General features: G+C 74.3%; 15 protein-coding genes. 9 read left to right on the plus strand and 6 right to left on the minus strand.

Annotated elements, in window-relative coordinates; all coding sequences use genetic code 11:
- Positions 1 to 64: 64 nt before the first annotated feature.
- Positions 65 to 322, plus strand: a complete 258-nt coding sequence (locus tag ACFRMQ_RS23840) for a DUF6059 family protein (RefSeq protein ID WP_380732607.1) — start codon at positions 65 to 67, stop codon at positions 320 to 322.
- An 87-nt stretch (positions 323 to 409) separates the two neighbouring features.
- Here the strand turns inward: ACFRMQ_RS23840 and ACFRMQ_RS23845 are convergent, their stop codons facing one another.
- On the minus strand, positions 410 to 1,729 hold the full coding sequence (locus ACFRMQ_RS23845; RefSeq protein ID WP_380732608.1) for a cation:proton antiporter: 1,320 nt from the start codon (positions 1,727 to 1,729) through the stop codon (positions 410 to 412).
- A complete protein-coding gene (locus tag ACFRMQ_RS23850) occupies positions 1,726 to 2,970 on the minus strand; it encodes an FAD-dependent oxidoreductase (RefSeq protein WP_380732609.1) in 1,245 nt (414 codons plus the stop codon). The genes ACFRMQ_RS23845 and ACFRMQ_RS23850 overlap by 4 nt, the downstream gene beginning before the upstream one ends.
- 242 nt (positions 2,971 to 3,212) lie before the next feature.
- Here ACFRMQ_RS23850 and ACFRMQ_RS23855 point away from each other — a divergent pair, with 242 nt between their 5' ends.
- The 4 genes from ACFRMQ_RS23855 (at position 3,213) to asnB (ending at position 7,899) form a co-directional block, all read left to right on the plus strand.
- Positions 3,213 to 4,496, plus strand: coding sequence for a beta-ketoacyl-[acyl-carrier-protein] synthase family protein (locus ACFRMQ_RS23855; protein ID WP_380732610.1), 1,284 nt, complete (start codon positions 3,213 to 3,215; stop codon positions 4,494 to 4,496).
- On the plus strand, positions 4,493 to 5,698 hold the full coding sequence (locus ACFRMQ_RS23860; RefSeq protein WP_380732612.1) for a ketosynthase chain-length factor: 1,206 nt from the start codon (positions 4,493 to 4,495) through the stop codon (positions 5,696 to 5,698). The genes ACFRMQ_RS23855 and ACFRMQ_RS23860 overlap by 4 nt, the downstream gene beginning before the upstream one ends.
- 114 nt (positions 5,699 to 5,812) lie before the next feature.
- Complete coding sequence (locus tag ACFRMQ_RS23865) at positions 5,813 to 6,067, plus strand: phosphopantetheine-binding protein (protein WP_380732613.1); 255 nt, start codon at positions 5,813 to 5,815, stop codon at positions 6,065 to 6,067.
- Between the two features lie 2 nt (positions 6,068 to 6,069).
- Positions 6,070 to 7,899: an asparagine synthase (glutamine-hydrolyzing) gene (gene asnB / locus ACFRMQ_RS23870; protein ID WP_380732615.1), complete on the plus strand. Its 1,830-nt coding sequence runs from the start codon at positions 6,070 to 6,072 to the stop codon at positions 7,897 to 7,899.
- Here the strand turns inward: asnB and ACFRMQ_RS23875 are convergent.
- A complete protein-coding gene (locus ACFRMQ_RS23875; RefSeq protein ID WP_380732617.1) occupies positions 7,883 to 8,386 on the minus strand; it encodes a MarR family winged helix-turn-helix transcriptional regulator in 504 nt (167 codons plus the stop codon). The genes asnB and ACFRMQ_RS23875 overlap by 17 nt on opposite strands.
- Positions 8,387 to 8,501: 115 nt before the next feature.
- On the opposite strand from ACFRMQ_RS23875, the gene tcr3 reads away from it, so the two are divergent.
- Together tcr3 and ctcQ are read left to right on the plus strand one after the other, a co-directional pair.
- On the plus strand, positions 8,502 to 10,034 hold the full coding sequence (gene tcr3 / locus ACFRMQ_RS23880; RefSeq protein ID WP_380732619.1) for a tetracycline efflux MFS transporter Tcr3: 1,533 nt from the start codon (positions 8,502 to 8,504) through the stop codon (positions 10,032 to 10,034).
- A gap of 214 nt (positions 10,035 to 10,248) precedes the next feature.
- Entirely contained in the window at positions 10,249 to 10,842 is a 594-nt protein-coding gene (gene ctcQ / locus ACFRMQ_RS23885; protein ID WP_380732620.1) for a flavin reductase CtcQ, read from the plus strand.
- Positions 10,843 to 10,917: 75 nt separating this feature from the next.
- Here the strand turns inward: ctcQ and ACFRMQ_RS23890 are convergent, their stop codons facing one another.
- Genes ACFRMQ_RS23890 through ACFRMQ_RS23900 form a run of 3 tightly spaced genes read right to left on the minus strand, consistent with a single transcriptional unit; the run spans position 10,918 to position 15,155 of the window.
- Complete coding sequence (locus ACFRMQ_RS23890) at positions 10,918 to 12,576, minus strand: NAD(P)/FAD-dependent oxidoreductase (protein WP_380732621.1); 1,659 nt, start codon at positions 12,574 to 12,576, stop codon at positions 10,918 to 10,920.
- 17 nt (positions 12,577 to 12,593) lie between these two features.
- Entirely contained in the window at positions 12,594 to 13,628 is a 1,035-nt protein-coding gene (locus tag ACFRMQ_RS23895; RefSeq protein ID WP_380732622.1) for a methyltransferase, read from the minus strand.
- A 48-nt stretch (positions 13,629 to 13,676) separates the two neighbouring features.
- Complete coding sequence (locus ACFRMQ_RS23900; RefSeq protein ID WP_380732623.1) at positions 13,677 to 15,155, minus strand: FAD-dependent monooxygenase; 1,479 nt, start codon at positions 15,153 to 15,155, stop codon at positions 13,677 to 13,679.
- 236 nt (positions 15,156 to 15,391) lie between these two features.
- Here ACFRMQ_RS23900 and ACFRMQ_RS23905 point away from each other — a divergent pair, with 236 nt between their 5' ends.
- Both ACFRMQ_RS23905 and ACFRMQ_RS23910 read left to right on the plus strand, forming a co-directional pair.
- Positions 15,392 to 15,814, plus strand: a complete 423-nt coding sequence (locus tag ACFRMQ_RS23905) for a PPOX class F420-dependent oxidoreductase (protein ID WP_380732624.1) — start codon at positions 15,392 to 15,394, stop codon at positions 15,812 to 15,814.
- A partial coding sequence (locus tag ACFRMQ_RS23910) for an aminotransferase class I/II-fold pyridoxal phosphate-dependent enzyme (protein ID WP_380732625.1) occupies positions 15,811 to 16,413 on the plus strand: 603 nt, incomplete at its 3' end. The genes ACFRMQ_RS23905 and ACFRMQ_RS23910, both read left to right, overlap by 4 nt.

Below are 16,413 nucleotides of genomic sequence, written 5' to 3' on the forward strand. Positions count from 1 at the left end.
GCCCCGGCGCCGTGTTCCCACCCGGCTCGAACGGCGCCCCAACGCGGGCCGTCAAGGTCGGCGGATGCGTGAACCGAGCAGGTGGATCCCCGGGGTGCCGCGCTGGCTCCTCCAGGGGCTGGCGGCACTGGGACAGATGGCGGGCTACGCGCTGCCGACGGACGGCCCCGGGCCGGAGTGCCCGCCGGCCGGGGCGGACCCGGCGCCGGGGCACCCGGAGCGGCTGCGGCCCGACCTGCCGCTCAGCCCGGTGGAGCGGCGGCTGAGCCGGGAGCTGCGCCGGGCACCCGGCAGGGGCAAGGGGCGGCCGGAGCCGCGCTGAGGACTCCCGTGCCCGGCGGGGCGGGGCGTGGCGTGGCATGGCGGGGCGGATCGGGCCGGCCGGGAGAAGGCCCGGCGCGGACGGTCCTCAGGAGGGCTTCGGCGAGGCGCGCGCGGGCTCGGCCGCCGGGGCCGGCGGCGCGGCGGCCTCTCCGGCCCGGGCGCGGGCCAGCAGCGGCCCGGTCATCAGCGTCGTGACCAGGGCCATCACCACCATGGCGGTGAACATCCTGGTGTCGATCACGCCCAGCCGGTGGCCCACGTCGAGGATGACCAGTTCGGTCAGGCCCCGGGCGTTGAGCAGGATGCCGAGGACGGCCGCCTCCCGCCTGGTCGAGCCGGTCGCCAGGGCGGCGCCGACGGCGCCCATGAACTTCCCGGCGCAGGCCGCGACCAGCACCGCCGCCACGATGAGCAGGCCCTGCAAGCCGAGGCCGGTCAGGTCGACGGTGAGGCCGGTCACGGCGAAGAAGGCCGGCAGCAACAGGAGGCCGGCCCGTTCGATCTGCTCCGGAACCTCGGGCGCGAGCGCCTCGATCCGGTCCCGGGGCACCGCCGCGCCGAACATGAACGCCCCGAACACCGCGTCCAGCCCGATCCGGCCGGTGACCCAGGCCGTGACCAGGGTGCCGGTGACGAGCAGGGCGTGGACCCACGGCCCGCCGAGCGGGCGGCGCCGGCCCGGGGCCAGCAGCCGGGCCAGGCAGGGCCGGACGACGCCGACCAGCACCAGCACCACCACGGCCGTGTCCAGCGCCAGCCACGCGAGCGACCACGGGCCCTCGGCCTGCACCACCGCCACCACGACGGCCAGCGCGCACCAGGCCAGGAAGTCCTGGAAGGCGGCGCAGGCCAGCGACAGGCTGCCGAGCGGGTCGTGCCGCATCCGCCGCTCGGTGATGATCCGGGCGAGGACGGGGAACGCGGTGATGGACATCGCCGCGCCCAGGAACAGCGCGGGCCCGAGCCGGCCCTCGACGGCCAGCTGGGAGCGGTCGAACCAGGGGTGGAGCAGCAGGGCCAGCCCGACGCCGAGCGCGAACGGAAGGGCCACCGAGCTGAGCGACACGGCCGTCACCCGGCGCCCGGCACCACGCAGGTGTCCGACGTCGAAGCGCAGACCGACGGTGAACATGAAGAGCACCAGGCCCAGTTGGGACAGCACCCGGAGGTAGGACTGGACCTCCGCCGGGAACAGGGCGGCGTCCGGATGCCCCGGCAGCAGCCCGAGCAGGCTCGGCCCGAGCGCCACCCCGCCGATGATCTCGCCCATCACCACGGGCTGGCGCACCCGGTGGGCGATCCGTCCGCAGACGAAGGCGGTGGCCAGGATGACGGCGAGGGCGAGGAGCACCCCGCCCGCCGTCGAGGACCCCCCGGAGGCGGCCAGCGCCGCGCGCCCGCTCACCGCCCGGCTCCGGCGAGCAGGTCGGTGCGCAGCCGGACGGGCTCGGTGCCGAAGGCGATCCGGCGCAGCATGGCGCCGTACACCGGGGTCCGGGACACCAGGGCCGCCGCGCGCGGGCGCAGGGTCGAGGAGAACCGCCCGGTGGAGAGCATCATCCGGCTCTGGACGCGCTGGATCCGGGTGATCCGCTCGACCTCGGGGCGGCGTGCCCGTTCGTACCGGACCAGCCGGTCGGCGCCGGCGTCGCCGCCGCGGACCGCCTCGACGAGCACCGGGTGGGCCGCGACGGCGTCGCGGATGGCCAGGTTGATCCCCTGGGCGCCGATCGGGCTGTGGGTGTGGGCGCTGTCGCCGATCAGCAGCAGCCCGTCGCGCACCCAGCGGTCGGCGCCGCCGGAGAACACGTCGAGCAGCGAGAGGTCGCCGAAGCCGCTGATCTCGGCGCGGATGCGGTCGGCGTACTCGGGTGCGGCGAGGGCGAGTCGGTCGATCAGGTGGTCGATGCCGCGGTCGGCCAGCCGGCGGAAGCCGCCGTGCGGGAGGGTCCAGCCGAGTTGGAGGGTGTCGGGCACGGAGCGGTAGCTGAGCACGGGGTTGCCGCCGGCCCGGAAGACCCGTACGTCGTTCGGGCGGCGGGCTCCCGGCCGGGCCGGCGCGTCGAGCCGGAACCAGAGCACGTCCTGGCTGAACAGCTCCTGGCGCCGGTAGCCGATCCCGGCCAGGGCGCGGACCTTGGAGAACCGGCCGTCCGCGCCGACCACGCAGCGCGCCCGCACCACCCGGTCGGGGGAGCCGGCGGCGCCGCCCGCGACGACCCCGCGGACCGCGCCGTCCTCCTCGATCAGCGCGGTCGCCTTGGCGCCGGCCAGCTGCCGGAACCCGTCGTGGCGTTCGCACGCGGCCAGCAGCTCGGTCAGCAGGTGCCGTTGCGGCAGGCTCAACAGGCAGTTGTACGGGCCGGGCAGGCGGCGGTAGTCGCCGTCGATGAGGATCCGCCCGTGTTCCTCCAGCAGGAACCGGTCGTGCTCGACGGCGCCGTGCTCCCGGGCCGGGCCGAGCACGCCCAGTTCGTCCAGCAGGGCCTGGCCGCCGGGTTGGAGGATCTCCCCGCGGTACGCCCGCTCCAGCGAACGGCTGCGCTCCAGCACGGTGACCCGCAGTCCGGAGCGGACCAGCAGCAGGGCGAGGGTCAGCCCGGCCGGGCCGCCCCCGACCACGCAGATGTCGGTGTCGATGTCCATGCGGCCAGACGCTAGGAGGCGCCCCTCAACGCCGGTTCGCGCCGTCTTCCGGCGGCGGCGCCGGCCGGGGCTGGTGGACGGCGGCTCGAAGGGCCCGCGAAGCCGGGCCAGCACGATCTGGTCCGGATCGACTTCCCGCCCGGTCCGAGCGCCCGGTCCGAGCGCTCGGGCGGGGCGGACGGACCGGACAGGAGGTCAGGGCATGGCGCCGGACACGGACAACGAGACCAACAGGGGGAACAGTGGCGCGAGTTGACGACGGTCGCCGACGCGTGGTGGTGACCGGGATCGGAGTGGTGGCGCCGGGCGAGGTGGGCACGAAGGCGTTCTGGGAGCTGCTGACGGCGGGCCGGACCGCGACCCGGACGATCTCGACCTTCGACCCGTCGCCGTTCCGCTCCCGGGTCGCCGCCGAGTGCGACTTCGACCCGGAGGCCTGCGGGCTGACGCAGCGCGAGATCCGGCGGTGGGACCGGACCGCCCAGTTCGCGGTCGTCGCCGCCCGGGAGGCGCTGGCGGACTCGGGCGTGGCCGGGACCAACGACCCGCCGCGCACCGGGGTGATGGCCGGCACGGCCTGCGGGATGACGATCAGCCTGGACCGCGAGTTCGCCGTGGTCAGCGACGAGGGCCGGCGGCGGCTGGTGGACGACGCGCACGGCGTGCCGTACCTCTACGACTACTTCGTCCCGTCCTCGATGGCCACCGAACTCGCCTGGCTGGTGGAGGCGGAGGGCCCGGTGGGCGTGGTGTCGACCGGGTGCACCTCGGGGATCGACGTCATCGCGCACGCCTGTGACCTGATCCGCGACGACGCGGCCGACGTGATGCTGGCCGGCGCGTCGGACGCGGCGATCTCCCCGATCACGGTGGCCTGCTTCGACGCGATCAAGGCGACCACCCCGCGCAACGACGAGCCGGAGAGCGCTTCGCGCCCGTTCGACCTGACCCGCAACGGCTTCGCCCTCGGCGAGGGCGCCGCGATGTTCGTGCTGGAGGAGCGGGAGCACGCGCTGCGGCGCGGCGCGCACGTCTACGCCGAGGTCACCGGCTACGCCGGGCGCTGCAACGCCTACAGCATGACCGGGCTGCGGGTGGACGGCAACGAGATGGCCGAGGCGATCCGGGTCGCCCTGGACCGCAGCCGGATGAACCCCGAGGAGGTCGGCTACGTCAACGCGCACGGCTCGGCGACCAAGCAGAACGACCGGCACGAGACCGCCGCGTTCAAGAAGAGCCTCGGCGAGCACGCCCGCCGGGTGCCGATCAGCTCGATCAAGTCGATGATCGGGCACTCGCTGGGCGCGGTGTGCGCCCTGGAGTTCGCCGCCTGCGCGCTGGCCGTCGAGCACTCGGTGGTGCCGCCCACGGCCAACCTGCACGTGCCCGATCCCGCGTGCGACCTGGACTACGTGCCGCTGGTGGCGCGCGAGCAGCGGGTGCCGACGGTGCTGAGCGTGGCGAGCGGCTTCGGCGGCTTCCAGAGCGCGATCGTGCTCGCCGAGCCGGAGTGGAGCCGGGCATGACGGACGTGGTGGTGACCGGGCTCGGCGTGGTGGCGCCGAACGGCTGGGGCGTGGCGGAGTACTGGGAGGCCACGCTGGCGGGCCGCTCCGGCCTCGGGCCGCTGACCCGCTTCGACTCCGCCGGGTACCGGGCGCACGTGGCCGGGGAGGTGAACTTCACGCCCGAGGACCACCTGCCGGGGCGGCTGCTGCCGCAGACCGACCACATGACCCGGCTCGCCCTGGTCGCGGCCGAGGAGGCGCTCGCCGACGCGGGGGCCGACCCGGCGGCGATGCCGGAGTTCTCGGCCGGGGTGGTGACGGCGGCCTCGGCGGGCGGCTTCGCGTTCGGGCAGAAGGAGCTCCAGGCGCTGTGGAGCCGGGGCCCGGCGTACGTCAGCGCCTACCAGGCCTTCGCGTGGTTCTACCCGGTCAACACCGGGCAGATCTCCATCCGCCACGGCATGCGCGGACCGGGTTCGGCGCTGGTGGCCGAGCAGGCGGGCGGGCTGGACGCGCTGGCGAAGGGCCGCCGGCACGTCCGCGAGGGCACCGCGCTGATGCTGGCCGGCGGCGTGGACGGCTCGCTGTGCCCGTGGTCGTGGCTCTGCCTGACCCGCAGCGGGACGGTCAGCCCGCGCCGGGAGCCGCACCGGGCCTTCCTGCCGTTCGACGCCGAGGCCTCCGGCGGGGTGCCCGGGGAGGGCGGCGCGCTGCTCGTCCTGGAGACCCCGGAGCGGGCCGCCGAGCGCGGGCAGCACCGCCACTACGGGCGGATCGCCGGCTACGCGGCGACCTTCGACCCCCGGCCCGGCTCCGGCCGACCGCCCGGGCTGCGCCGGGCGGTCGAGACGGCGCTCGCCGACGCCGGGCTCGGCCCGTCCGACATCGACGTGGTCTTCGCCGACGCCAGCGGGGTCGCCGAACGGGACCGCGCCGAGGCCGAGGTGCTGAGCGCGGTCTTCGGCCCGCGCGGGGTGCCGGTGACGGCGCCCAAGACGATGACCGGGCGGCTGCTGGCCGGCGGTGCCCCGCTGGACGTCGCGGCCGCGCTGCTCGCGCTGCGGGACGGGCTGGTCCCGCCGTCCGTCCACATCGACCGGCCGGCCCACCCGGACCTCGACCTGGTGCGGGACCGGCCGCGGTCCGCCCCGCTGGCCGCCGCGCTGGTCCTGGCCCGCGGCCACGGCGGCTTCAACAGCGCCCTGGTGCTGACCCGCTGACCCGCTGACCCGCTGACCCGCTGACCTCGCGGACCCCGTCCGGACACCGCGGACCCCCCCGTCCGGACACCGCGAATCCCATCCGAACCCGACCGACCGACGTGAGGAACCACCATGGCAGCGTTCACCCTTGACGACCTGATCGCCGTACTGGAGGAGGCCGCCGGCGCCGACGAGGAACTCGACCGCGCGGACATCCTGGACGTGCCCTTCGCCGACCTCGGCTACGACTCGCTCGCACTGTTCAACACCCTCAACACCATCGAGCGGGACCACGGCATCGTCCTCCCGGACGAGACCGTGGTCGACGCCGAGACCCCGCGGCAGCTCCTGGAAGCGGTCAACCTCGGTCTCGCCAAGGTCGGTTGAGCATGTGCGGAATCGTGGGGACGGTCGACTACGACGTCCCGCCCGAACAGCGCCGGGAGCTGCTCCGGGCGATGACCGACACCATGGCCTGCCGCGGGCCGGACGCCGAGGGGCTCTGGTCCGGCCCGTCGGCCGGCCTCGGCCACCGGCGGCTGGCGGTGATCGACCCGGAGCACGGGCAGCAGCCGATGACCGCCCGGCACGAGGGCCGCGGCGCGGTGATCACGTTCAGCGGCGAGGTCTACAACTTCCGTGAGCTGCGCGCCGAACTCGCCGCGCACGGACACCGGTTCAGGACGGCCTGCGACACCGAGGTGGTGCTCCGCGGCTACCTCCAGTGGGGCGCCGGGGTCGCGGAGCGGCTGAACGGGATGTTCGCCTTCGCGGTCTGGGACGAGCACGCCGAGGAGCTGCTGCTGGTCCGCGACCGGATGGGCGTCAAGCCGCTCTACTACTGGCCGACGGCCTCCGGGGTGCGGTTCGGCTCGGAGCCGAAGGCCGTGCTGGCCGACCGCGCGCTGCCCCGCCGGGTCGGCGCGGAGGGCCTGTGCGAGGTGCTGGACATGGTGAAGACGCCCGGGGCGGCCGTCTTCTCCGGTCTCGCCGAGGTCCGGCCCGGCCAGCTGGTCGTGGTCGGCCGCGGCGGCGTGCGGCGCCGGACGTACTGGCGGCTGGAGGCCCGCGAACACGCCGACGACCTGCCGACGACCATCGGCACCGTCCGCGAGCTGCTCGCCGACACCGTCAGCCGCCAGCTGGTCTCGGACGTGCCGCTGGGCACCCTGCTCTCCGGCGGCCTGGACTCCTCGGCGGTGACCGCGCTGGCGGCCCGCGGCGGGCCGGTGCGCTCGTTCTCGGTGGACTTCCGGGACGCGGCCGACGCCTTCGTGTCCGACGCCGTCCGCCGGGAGACGGACGCGCCGTACGTCCGCGAACTGGCCCGGCACGTGGGCGCCGACCACCGGGAGGTGCTGCTGGACGCCCCCGAGCTGTCCGACCCGGCGGTGCGCTCCGCGGTGCTGCGGGCGACCGACCTGCCGCCCGCCTACTGGGGCGACATGTGGCCCTCGCTCTACCTGTTCTTCCGCGCCGTGCGGGAGGACGTGACGGTGGCGCTGTCCGGCGAGGCCGCGGACGAACTCTTCGGAGGCTACCGCTGGTTCCGCAACCCGCTGGCCCTGCGCGCCGCGACCTTCCCGTGGCTCACCGCCGGCTCGGCGCGCTACTTCGGCGGCAACGCGCTGTTCCGGCGGGACCTGCTGGACAAGCTGGACCTCGACGGCCACCGGGCCGCCCGGTACGCCGAGGCGATCGCCGAAGTCCCGGTGCTGGCGGGCGAGCCGGAGCCCGATCGGCGGATGCGCGAGGTCTCGTACCTCAACCTGACCCGGTTCGTGCAGACCCTCCTCGACCGCAAGGACCGGATGAGCATGGCGGTCGGCCTGGAGGTGCGGGTGCCGTTCTGCGACCACCGGCTCGTCGAGTACGTCTTCAACACCCCCTGGGCGATGAAGAGTTTCGACGGCCGGGAGAAGAGCCTGCTGCGCGCGGCGGTGGCGGACCTGCTGCCGCGCTCGGTGGTCGAGCGGGTGAAGACCCCGTACCCGGCCACCCAGGACCCGGGCTACGAGGCCGTCCTGCGGGCCGGGCTGGCCGGGGTGCTCGACGACCGGGACGCCCCGGTGCGGCCGCTGCTGGACCTGGACCTGGCCCGGGCCGCGGCCGGCCGGGACGCCGGCGCGGTGAGCCGGCCCTACGACCGGGGCAGCCTGGAGCTGGTGCTGGGGCTGAACTCCTGGCTCGCCGAGTACGAGGTCACGCTGGACCTGTGACGCCGACGGCGGCGGCGTCCGCGCCGCCGCCCGCCGACGGGGGGAGCCCCTCGGCCAGGACCGCCCGGAGGCCGCGCAGCAGTCGCAGCGCGGCCTTCAGGTCGTCCGGGTCCAGTCCGTCGGCGAGGTGCTCCATCCACCGGCGCTCGGCGGGCTCGATCCGGGCGAGGGCGGCGGCCCCCTCGGCGGTGAGCGAGACCAGCGGGGCCCGCCGGTCGGCCGGGTTGGCGGCGGTGGTGACCAGGCCCTCGTCGACCAGCTTGACCACGGTCTGCTGGACGGCCTGCCGGCGCAGCCCGCGCTCGCGGGCCAGCTGTGCGGCGCTCTGCGGGCCGTCGGCGAGCAGGCCGAGGACCTGCCAGCGGGCGGAGGTGAGCCCGAAGCGCGCGGAGAGCGCGTCGCCCGCGCGCAGCAGGGCGCCGTTGACGGCGAACAGTTCGGTGGTGACGCCGCTCAGGGTCTCGGCCGTGGGGGAGAGGTCGGTCATGGGGGGCAGCCTAACGGCCGCCCGCTCGGGATTTCGTCAAGAACTTGTCATTCCGCTCCGATCGCCACTATCGTCAACTCGACAAGACCTTGTCGATTTTGTGGGAGAAACCGGAATGGCACACGCCGCCTCACCGACCGACGGGGCCGTCACGGACCAGGCCGACGGCCCCGTCGGCTTCACGCACCGCCAGATCATCACGGCCCTGTCCGGGCTGCTGCTGGCCGTGCTGCTCGCCGCACTCGACCAGACCATCGTCTCCACCGCGCTGCGCACCATCGGCGACCAGTTGCACGGGCAGACCGTGCAGGCCTGGGTGATCACCGGCTACCTGGTCAGCTCCACGATCGCGATGCCGTTCTACGGCAAGCTGTCCGACATCTACGGCCGCAAGCCGCTCTACCTCGCCGCGATCGTCGTCTTCATCGTCGGCTCGGCGGCCTGCGCGATGGCGGACTCGATGGAGACGCTGGCGCTCGCCCGGGTGGTCCAGGGCTTCGGTGGCGCCGGGCTGATGTCGCTGCCCACGGCCGTCATCGCCGACCTCGCCCCGGTCCGCGAGCGCGGGCGCTACTTCTCGTACCTGATGATGGCCTGGGTCGCGGCCAGCGTGCTCGGCCCGCTGGTCGGCGGGCTGTTCGCGGGGGCCGGCGAGATTCTCGGGGTGACCGGCTGGCGCTGGGCGTTCCTGGTCAACGTGCCGCTCGGCCTGGTGGCGCTGCTCAGCGTGCGCCGGGCGCTGGACCTGCCGCACCAGCGGGTGGACCACCCGATCGACTACCGCGGCGCGCTCAGCCTGGCGGTCTGCCTGGTGCCGCTGCTGGTCGTCGCCGAGGAGGGGCTCGACTGGGGCTGGGGCTCGGCGCGCTCGCTGGCGCTGATCGCGCTCTCACTGGTCGGCCTCGTCGTGTTCGTGCTGGTCGAGCGGGCCCGCGGACTGGAGGCCATGGTGCCGCTGCGGCTGTTCCGGCGCGGCGGGATCACCGCCGCCACCGCCGTCAACTTCACCATCGGGGTCGGCATCTTCGGCACCGTCTCCACGCTGCCGCTCTTCCTCCAGCTGGTGCAGGGCCGCAGCGCCACCGTCGCCGGACTGGTGATCATCCCGGTGATGACCGGGGCGATCGTCTCCCAGACCCTCTGCGCGAAGATCATCAAGAAGTGGAACCGGTACAAGAAGGCCGCGACCGTCGGCCTCGGCTCGATGGCCGGCGCGCTGCTGGCGCTCTCCGCCACCGGCGCGGACACCCCGCTGGCGGTGATCGTGCTGATCGCGGCCTGGCTGGGCTTCGGCATCGGGCTCTCCCAGACCGTCATCACCCTGGCGATCCAGAGCGCGGCGCCCAAGTCCGAACTGGGCGTGGCCAACGCCGCCTCCGGCCTGTTCCGGCAGCTCGGCGGCACGGCCGGCGCCGCGGTCTTCATGTCCGTGCTGTTCGGCGTCGCGGCCGGCCGGCTCGGCGGGGCCCGCCCCGACGAGGCGGTCCGCCAGGCGCTCTCCGACCCGGAGTCCGCGGGCGGGCTGACGGCCGCCGGCGTCGACGCCTTCGCCTCCGGCTTCGCCACCATGTTCCTGGTCGGCGGCCTGATCCTGGCGGTGGGGTTCGTGCTCACCTTCCCGCTGCGGGAGCTGCGCGACGAGGAGTGAGCGCGCCCGCGCCCACCGCCCCGCGCCCACCGCCCCGCGCGCCTGACCGCGCCCCCGAACCGCGCACCCCCGGCCACCCCCGTGCCGGGGGTGCGCGCACGTCCGCGCACACGTCCGCGCGCCCGCCGGCCCCGGGTGCTTGACGGCTGCCCGGCGGCGGCTCGAAGGCGCCCCGCGAGCATGAGGGCACCGACCCGCCGAGAGTGGAGGACCGATGTCCCCCGTACCCGTACCCGTACCCGTACCCGTGTCCCTGCCGTTGGACCTGCCCCCCGGCCTGGTGGACGGCCCGACCTTCCTGTCCATCATGGGCGCGCTGCCCACCGGGGTCACGGTGGTGACCACCCTGGACCAGGACGGCGAGCCCTGCGGCCTGACCTGCTCCGCCGCGTGCAGCGTCTCCAAGACCCCACCCCTGCTGCTGGTCTGCGTCAACCGGGACAGCCGGGTGCTCAAGGCCCTGCTGGAGCGCGGCGAGTTCGCGGTCAACGTGCTGCGCGGCGGTGGCGAGGCCACCTCCGCCCGGTTCGCCTCGCCGGTGGAGGACCGCTTCCGGGGCGTCCGCTGGGAGCCCGGCAGCGCCGGTGGACTGCCCGTGATGCCGGCCGACGTCGTCGCGCACGCCGAGTGCCGGGTCGCCGCCGCCGTCGAGGCCGGCGACCACACCATCGTGATCGGCGCGGTGCTGGCCGGCGGCCCCCGGCCCGGGGTGTCCGGCCCGCTGATGTACTGGCGCCGCTCCTACGCCCGCTGGCCGGTCGAGGAGGACCCGGGGACGACCGCCCTGACCCTGGCGGCCGAGGGCTGAGCCGACGCCGGAACGGCGAGGGCCGCGCCCGGGGAGTCCTTCCCCCGGGCGCGGCCCTCGCCGTCCTCCGCCGCGTTACGGCTTGGCCCGCATCGCCGCCCTGACCTCCTCGGCACTGGCCGCCAGCAGCTCGCGGATCTCCGGGCGGTGGTGGCCGGTGGCCCACTCCGCGATCCGGATCATCTTGTCGCCCGTCGGGTTGATGTGGTGGGTGTCCGGGTCGTCGAAGCCCAGCGCGGGCAGCATCCAGTCCGAGTCGCGGACCCGCCGCTCCATCACCGCGGCCGCCTCCTCGGCGGTCGTGCGCCCGGCGTCCACCGCCTCGCAGAGCTCGGTGAGTTCGTCGAAGACCTCCTTGTAGAAGTCCAGCGGACACCACAGGCCCGGGTACGGGTTGTCGTCCAGCGCCTGGCAGTGCGCGTCGTCGCCGGTCTCCTTGGTCTTCGTCAGCGCGTTGAGGATGCGCTTGCCGCCGATCACGCTCGCCGACGCCCAGATCCTGAACACCGAGTTCCACAGCGGGTAGTGGGAGAAGGAGACGAAGGAGTTGTTGACCAGCTTGTCGTTCCAGTCCAGCAGGCCCTGCTCCAGCTCCTCCACGTAGCCGAAGCGCTCCACCGCGAAGTCGTCCTCGCGCAGCGCGGCCATCAGCCGCCACGACAGCGCGTTGATGATCTCGCAGGTGTTGGACAGGCCGCGGGAGAACAGCGGGTCGATGAAGCCGGCCGCGTGCGACATCAGGCACCAGCGCTCGCCGACCGTCCGCGTCGAGGAGTACTGCATCCGGTCCGTGCGCACCCACTCGCGCACGCTCCGGGCGCCCTTCAACTGTCGCCGCACGGCGGGGAAGCGCTCGACGTGGGACCAGAACTCCTGTTCGGCCGTCAGGTCGGGCCGGGCCGGGTAGACCCGCTCGTCGAGCTGGATTCCCACGCTGCACAGCGGGTTGGTGGCCGCCGCGTGGTTGTCGAACGGGATGACCCACATCCAGCCGCGCTCGAAGATGTGGTGCATCGTGCCGTCGTTCCACGGCACCGGCGGGCGCAGCTCGGCCGGAGTGTCCACGTGGTCGTCGATCGCGTCCACCCCGACCATGTGGGTGAAGATCGAGCGGGCGTGGTGCTTGAGCCGGCTGGGCTCCTCGCGCAGCCCCAACTGCCGTGCCAGCGGGGAGCGGAAGCCGCTGGCGTCGACCAGGTAGCGGGCCCGGACGGTGCTGCCGTCCGCCCCGGAGACGGTGACCCCGGCGTCGTCGAACGCGATGTCCTCCACCCGGTAGTACTGCCGGGCGTCGCAGCCGTAGCGCACCGCGGCGTTGAACATGTAGGCGTCGGTGTCCTGGCGGAAGAAGTGCGCCGCGTTGCCGACGATCGACGGGATGCGGAACTGGCTGGTCTCGTGCGGGTCCGGCTCCTCGCCGTCCCGGTGGAACATGAAGCCGAAGTTGCTCTTCTGCCCGTGCGAGCTGCTGACGTGCTTCAGGACGTCCTGGAAGCTCGCCAGGTTGGCGATCTCCGGTACGCCGTACCGGTCCGAGATCAGCCGCAGGACCACCAGGGTCTGCCCGATGGTCGACTCGCCGACGGCGAACCGGGGGTGGTGCGAGCCGTCCAGCAGCATGATCCGGAAGCCGTGCTTGGCGAGGATCGAGCCGAGCATCGTCCCGGACAGGCCGCTGCCGATGATGACGACGTCGTAGGGCTGGTCGCTCTGCTGCGCCTGCGTTGTGCTCATGTCGAACTCCCTCCGTTTCAGGCGGACTTGACGCCGATGGCGAAGTGGTCCCGGGTGATGGTGTCGGAGGCGGTGACGCGGTCGACGGTGAAGCCGGCCTCCTCCAGGTAGTTCCGGGCCTCCTGGAGCGAGTAGGCCCCGGTCTCGTCCCGGATCATGGTGTGGTTGATCCGCTGGAGCAGGACCGCCGGGTCGCGCTCCTCCGGGTCGATCATCGCGTCGTACAGCACCACCAGCCCGCCCGGGCGCACGGCCTTGTGGGCCCGGCGCAGCAGCTCCCGGCGCTCCTCGACCGGCCAGTCGGGCAGGACGTGCCCGAAGACCACCACGTCCGCCTCCGGCAGGTCGGTGGCGAAGAAGTCGCCGCCGTGGAAGACGACCCGGTCGGCGGTGCCGGTCGAGGCCACCAGCTCGTCGAACAGCGGGCGCAGGGCCGGCAGGTCGAAGACCGCGCCGCTCAGGTGCGGGTGGGCGGCGGCGATCCGGGAGGCGACATTGCCGCGCCCGCCGCCGACGTCCACGAAGGAGGTGTACCGGCTCCAGTCGATCGCGCGGGCCAACTCGTCGGCGGTGAAGCCGTTGTGGGCGTCCATGTGCAGCATGATCTGCCGGGCCCGGTCGAGGTCCTCGTACTGCTTGGGGTAGGCGAGCTGGCCCTGCGCGGCCACCTCCGACTTGGCCTTGCCGTCGCGCAGCGCGTCGGTCAGCCGCGCCCAGGCGTGGTAGTGCAGCCGGGCGTGCTGGCGGGCGGTGCCGCCCAGGTAGGTGGCGCCCGGGAGCAGGAACTCGCGGGCGAGGGCGGAGGTCCGGTAGTCGCCGTCCTGCTCCTCCAGCAGGCCGAGGCCGACCAGCGCGTCCAGGAAGTCCTTGAACAACCGGTGGCGGACGTCCAGTTCGGCGCGGATGCGGTCGATCCCGGCGGGCTGCTCGGCGAGCAGCTCGAAGAGGCCCAGCTCGACCGCGCTCTGCAGTGCCTTCGCCTGGAAGTAGGCGGTGTTGAGAGCGACGATCCGGCGCGCGCGGGCGGCGGCGCTGTCGGTGGACGAGGTCATCGTGCGTCCTTTCTACGGGGAGTGGGGCGGGTCGGGGGCCGGGCGCGGTCAGGCCGCCGCGCCGAACCAGGTGGTCGCGGCGCGGCGCAGCTCCTCGTGGCGGGCCGGGTCGCCGGCCCAGGCCACGTAGCCGTCCGGGCGGATCAGGTAGGCGGTGGCCGGCTCAGGGGCGCCCTTCTCGGCGGTCACGGTGTCGATCCGGTCCGCCCAGCCGGCCAGCGGCGAGGCGGCCGGTGCGGCCCGTCCCGGGAGCAGCAGCAGGCCGCGGGCGGTGGCGAAGCAGTCGCTGATCCGACGCGGTCCGGAGGCGGTGAGCAGTTCGGCGTCCGGCATCCGGCGGCCGACGAGCGGGTGCTCGCCGGGACCGTAGGCGATGTCGAAGCCGGAGAGCATGCCGGCGATGTACCGGTTGGTGTCGGGCAGCGCCATCAGCTCGCGGAAGGTCTGGCGCAGCGCCTCGTACCGGGGGGCCGGGTCGATCAGGACGGCCTGGGTGCGGGTGTTGCGGACCACGCCGTCGGCGATCGGGCGGCGCTCCTCCTGGTAGCTGTCCAGCAGGTCCTCGGTGCCCCGGCCGCGCACCACGGCGGCGAGCTTCCAGCCGAGGTTGACGGCGTCCTGGAACCCGAGGTTGAGGCCCTGGCCGCCGGCCGGCAGGTGGATGTGCGCCGCGTCGCCGGCCAGCAGCACCCGGCCCCGCCGGTAGGAGTCGGCCAGCCGGGAGACGTCGGTGAGCCGGGACAGCCAGGTGACGTCGTGCATCCCGTGGTCGCCGCCGGTGTGCTCGGTCAGGGCGGCGCGCATCTCCTCCTCGGTGACCGGGGCGTTCCGGTCGGGGAAGGGCTCGTCGAACCAGGCGACGGTCGCCCGGTAGACGCCCGGCTGGTGCTGGAAGGCACCGAACCAGGACCGCCGTTCCGGGTTGACCAGGCCCACCGGGCGCATCGGGCCCAGGCCCTCGCCGCGCGGCAGGTCGCCGCTGAAGCGCATGTCGCCGATCAGCGCGTACATGTGCGGGTCCTGGCCGGTGAAACCGATCCCGGCGGCCTTGCGGACGGCGCTGCCGCCGCCGTCGCAGCCGACCAGGTAGCGGGCCCGCAGGGGCCCCGTCCCGGTCTCCACGGTGACGCCGTCCGCGTCCTGGACGAAGCCGGTGACGGCCGAGCCGCGCACGATCCGCACGCCCAGCTCGCGGGCCCGCTCGGCGAGCAGCTCCTCGGTGCGCAGCTGCGGCACCAGGAGCACGTACGGGTGCCGGGTGTCGAACTCCTCGAACCGCATCGGCACGCCCAGGCTGGCGAAGTTGCCGCCCCGCAGGACGCCCGCGTCCTCCTTGAAGCGGTCGAGCAGCCCGCGCAGTTCGAGCAGTTCCACGGTGCGGCCCTGCATGCCCATGGCCTTGGAGTGCTTCTCCGGCTCCCGGCGCCGCTCCACCACCACCGTCCTGGCCCCGCCCAGGGCCAGTTCGCAGGCGAGCATCAGGCCGGTCGGCCCTGCTCCCGCCACCACCACATCGCAGTCCAACACGACCTCCGATCTCGGTCCGGTACGACGGGCCCACCGTGTCAGCCGGACTTCGAGCCGGAATCCAGCGCGGGCGCCGGGGGCCGGCGAGCGGGCCGGTGGGTGTGTCGGTGAGCGGGCCGGCGGGTGGGTGGCCGGATGGGTGGCCGGGTGGGTGGCCGGTCGGGCCCCAACCCCGCTCTAAGCGCGCTGCCTAGCGTCGGCGGCGGCCCTGACCCCCAGACCACGAGGACACCTCCATGCCCTTCACCGCGAACGAGGCCGCCTACCTGGCCTCCCAGCCGCTCGCCCGTCTGGCCACCGTGGACGGCCGCGGGCAGCCGCACGTCGTCCCGCTGGGCTTCCACCACAACGCCCGCCTCGGCACCGTCGACGTCACCGGGCGCGGCATGGCCCGCAGCCTCAAGTACCGCCACGTGCGGGGGAATCCGCGGGTGTCACTGGTGGTGGACGACGTCCTGGACGCGGAGCGCTGGATCGTCCGCGGGATCGAGATCCGGGGCACGGCGGTGGCGCTGCCCACCGGCGGCAGGGAGATCCTGCCGCATGTCGACGACGAGCTGATCCGGATCACCCCGGAGCGGATCGTCTCCTGGGGCATCGACTCCGACTGCCAGGCCCCGCCGCTGGCCCGCACCGTCGGAACGGGGGAGCGGGCATGATCGAGCGGCTGCCGAAGTTCCCCTGGGACGTCCTGTTCCCGTACCGCAAGCGGGCGGCCGCCCACCCGGACGGGCTGGTCAACCTCGCCCTGGGCGACCCGGTCGACCCGACCCCGCGGGCCGTGCGGGAGGCGCTGGCCGCCGCGTCGGACGCACCCGGCTACCCCTCCACCGAGGGGACGCCCGAGCTGCGGGCCGCGGCCGCGGCCTGGCTGCTGCGGCGCGAGGGCGTGACCGTCGCGCCGGAGGCCGTGATCCCGGCCGTCGGCACCAAGGAGCTGATCGCCTGGCTGCCCACCATGCTGGGCCTGGGCCCCGGCGACGTGGTCCTCGCGCCCCGGCTCTCCTTCCCCACCTACGAGGTGAGCGCCCGGCTGGCCGGCGCCACGTTCGTCCGCACGGACTCGCCGCTGGAGTACGACGGCCCCGCGCCGCGGCTGCTGTGGCTGAACTCCCCGTCCAACCCGGAGGGACGGGTGCTGGGCACCGCCGAGCTGCGGGCGGTCGTCGACCGGGCGCGCGAGCGCGGCACCCTGGTGGTCAACGACGAGTGCTACCTCGACCACGTCTGGGAGGGCAGCACCCGTTCGGTGCTGCAC

The sequence above is a fragment of the Kitasatospora sp. NPDC056783 genome (genome assembly GCF_042789895.1).
Classification (GTDB): Bacteria; Actinomycetota; Actinomycetes; order Streptomycetales; family Streptomycetaceae; genus Kitasatospora.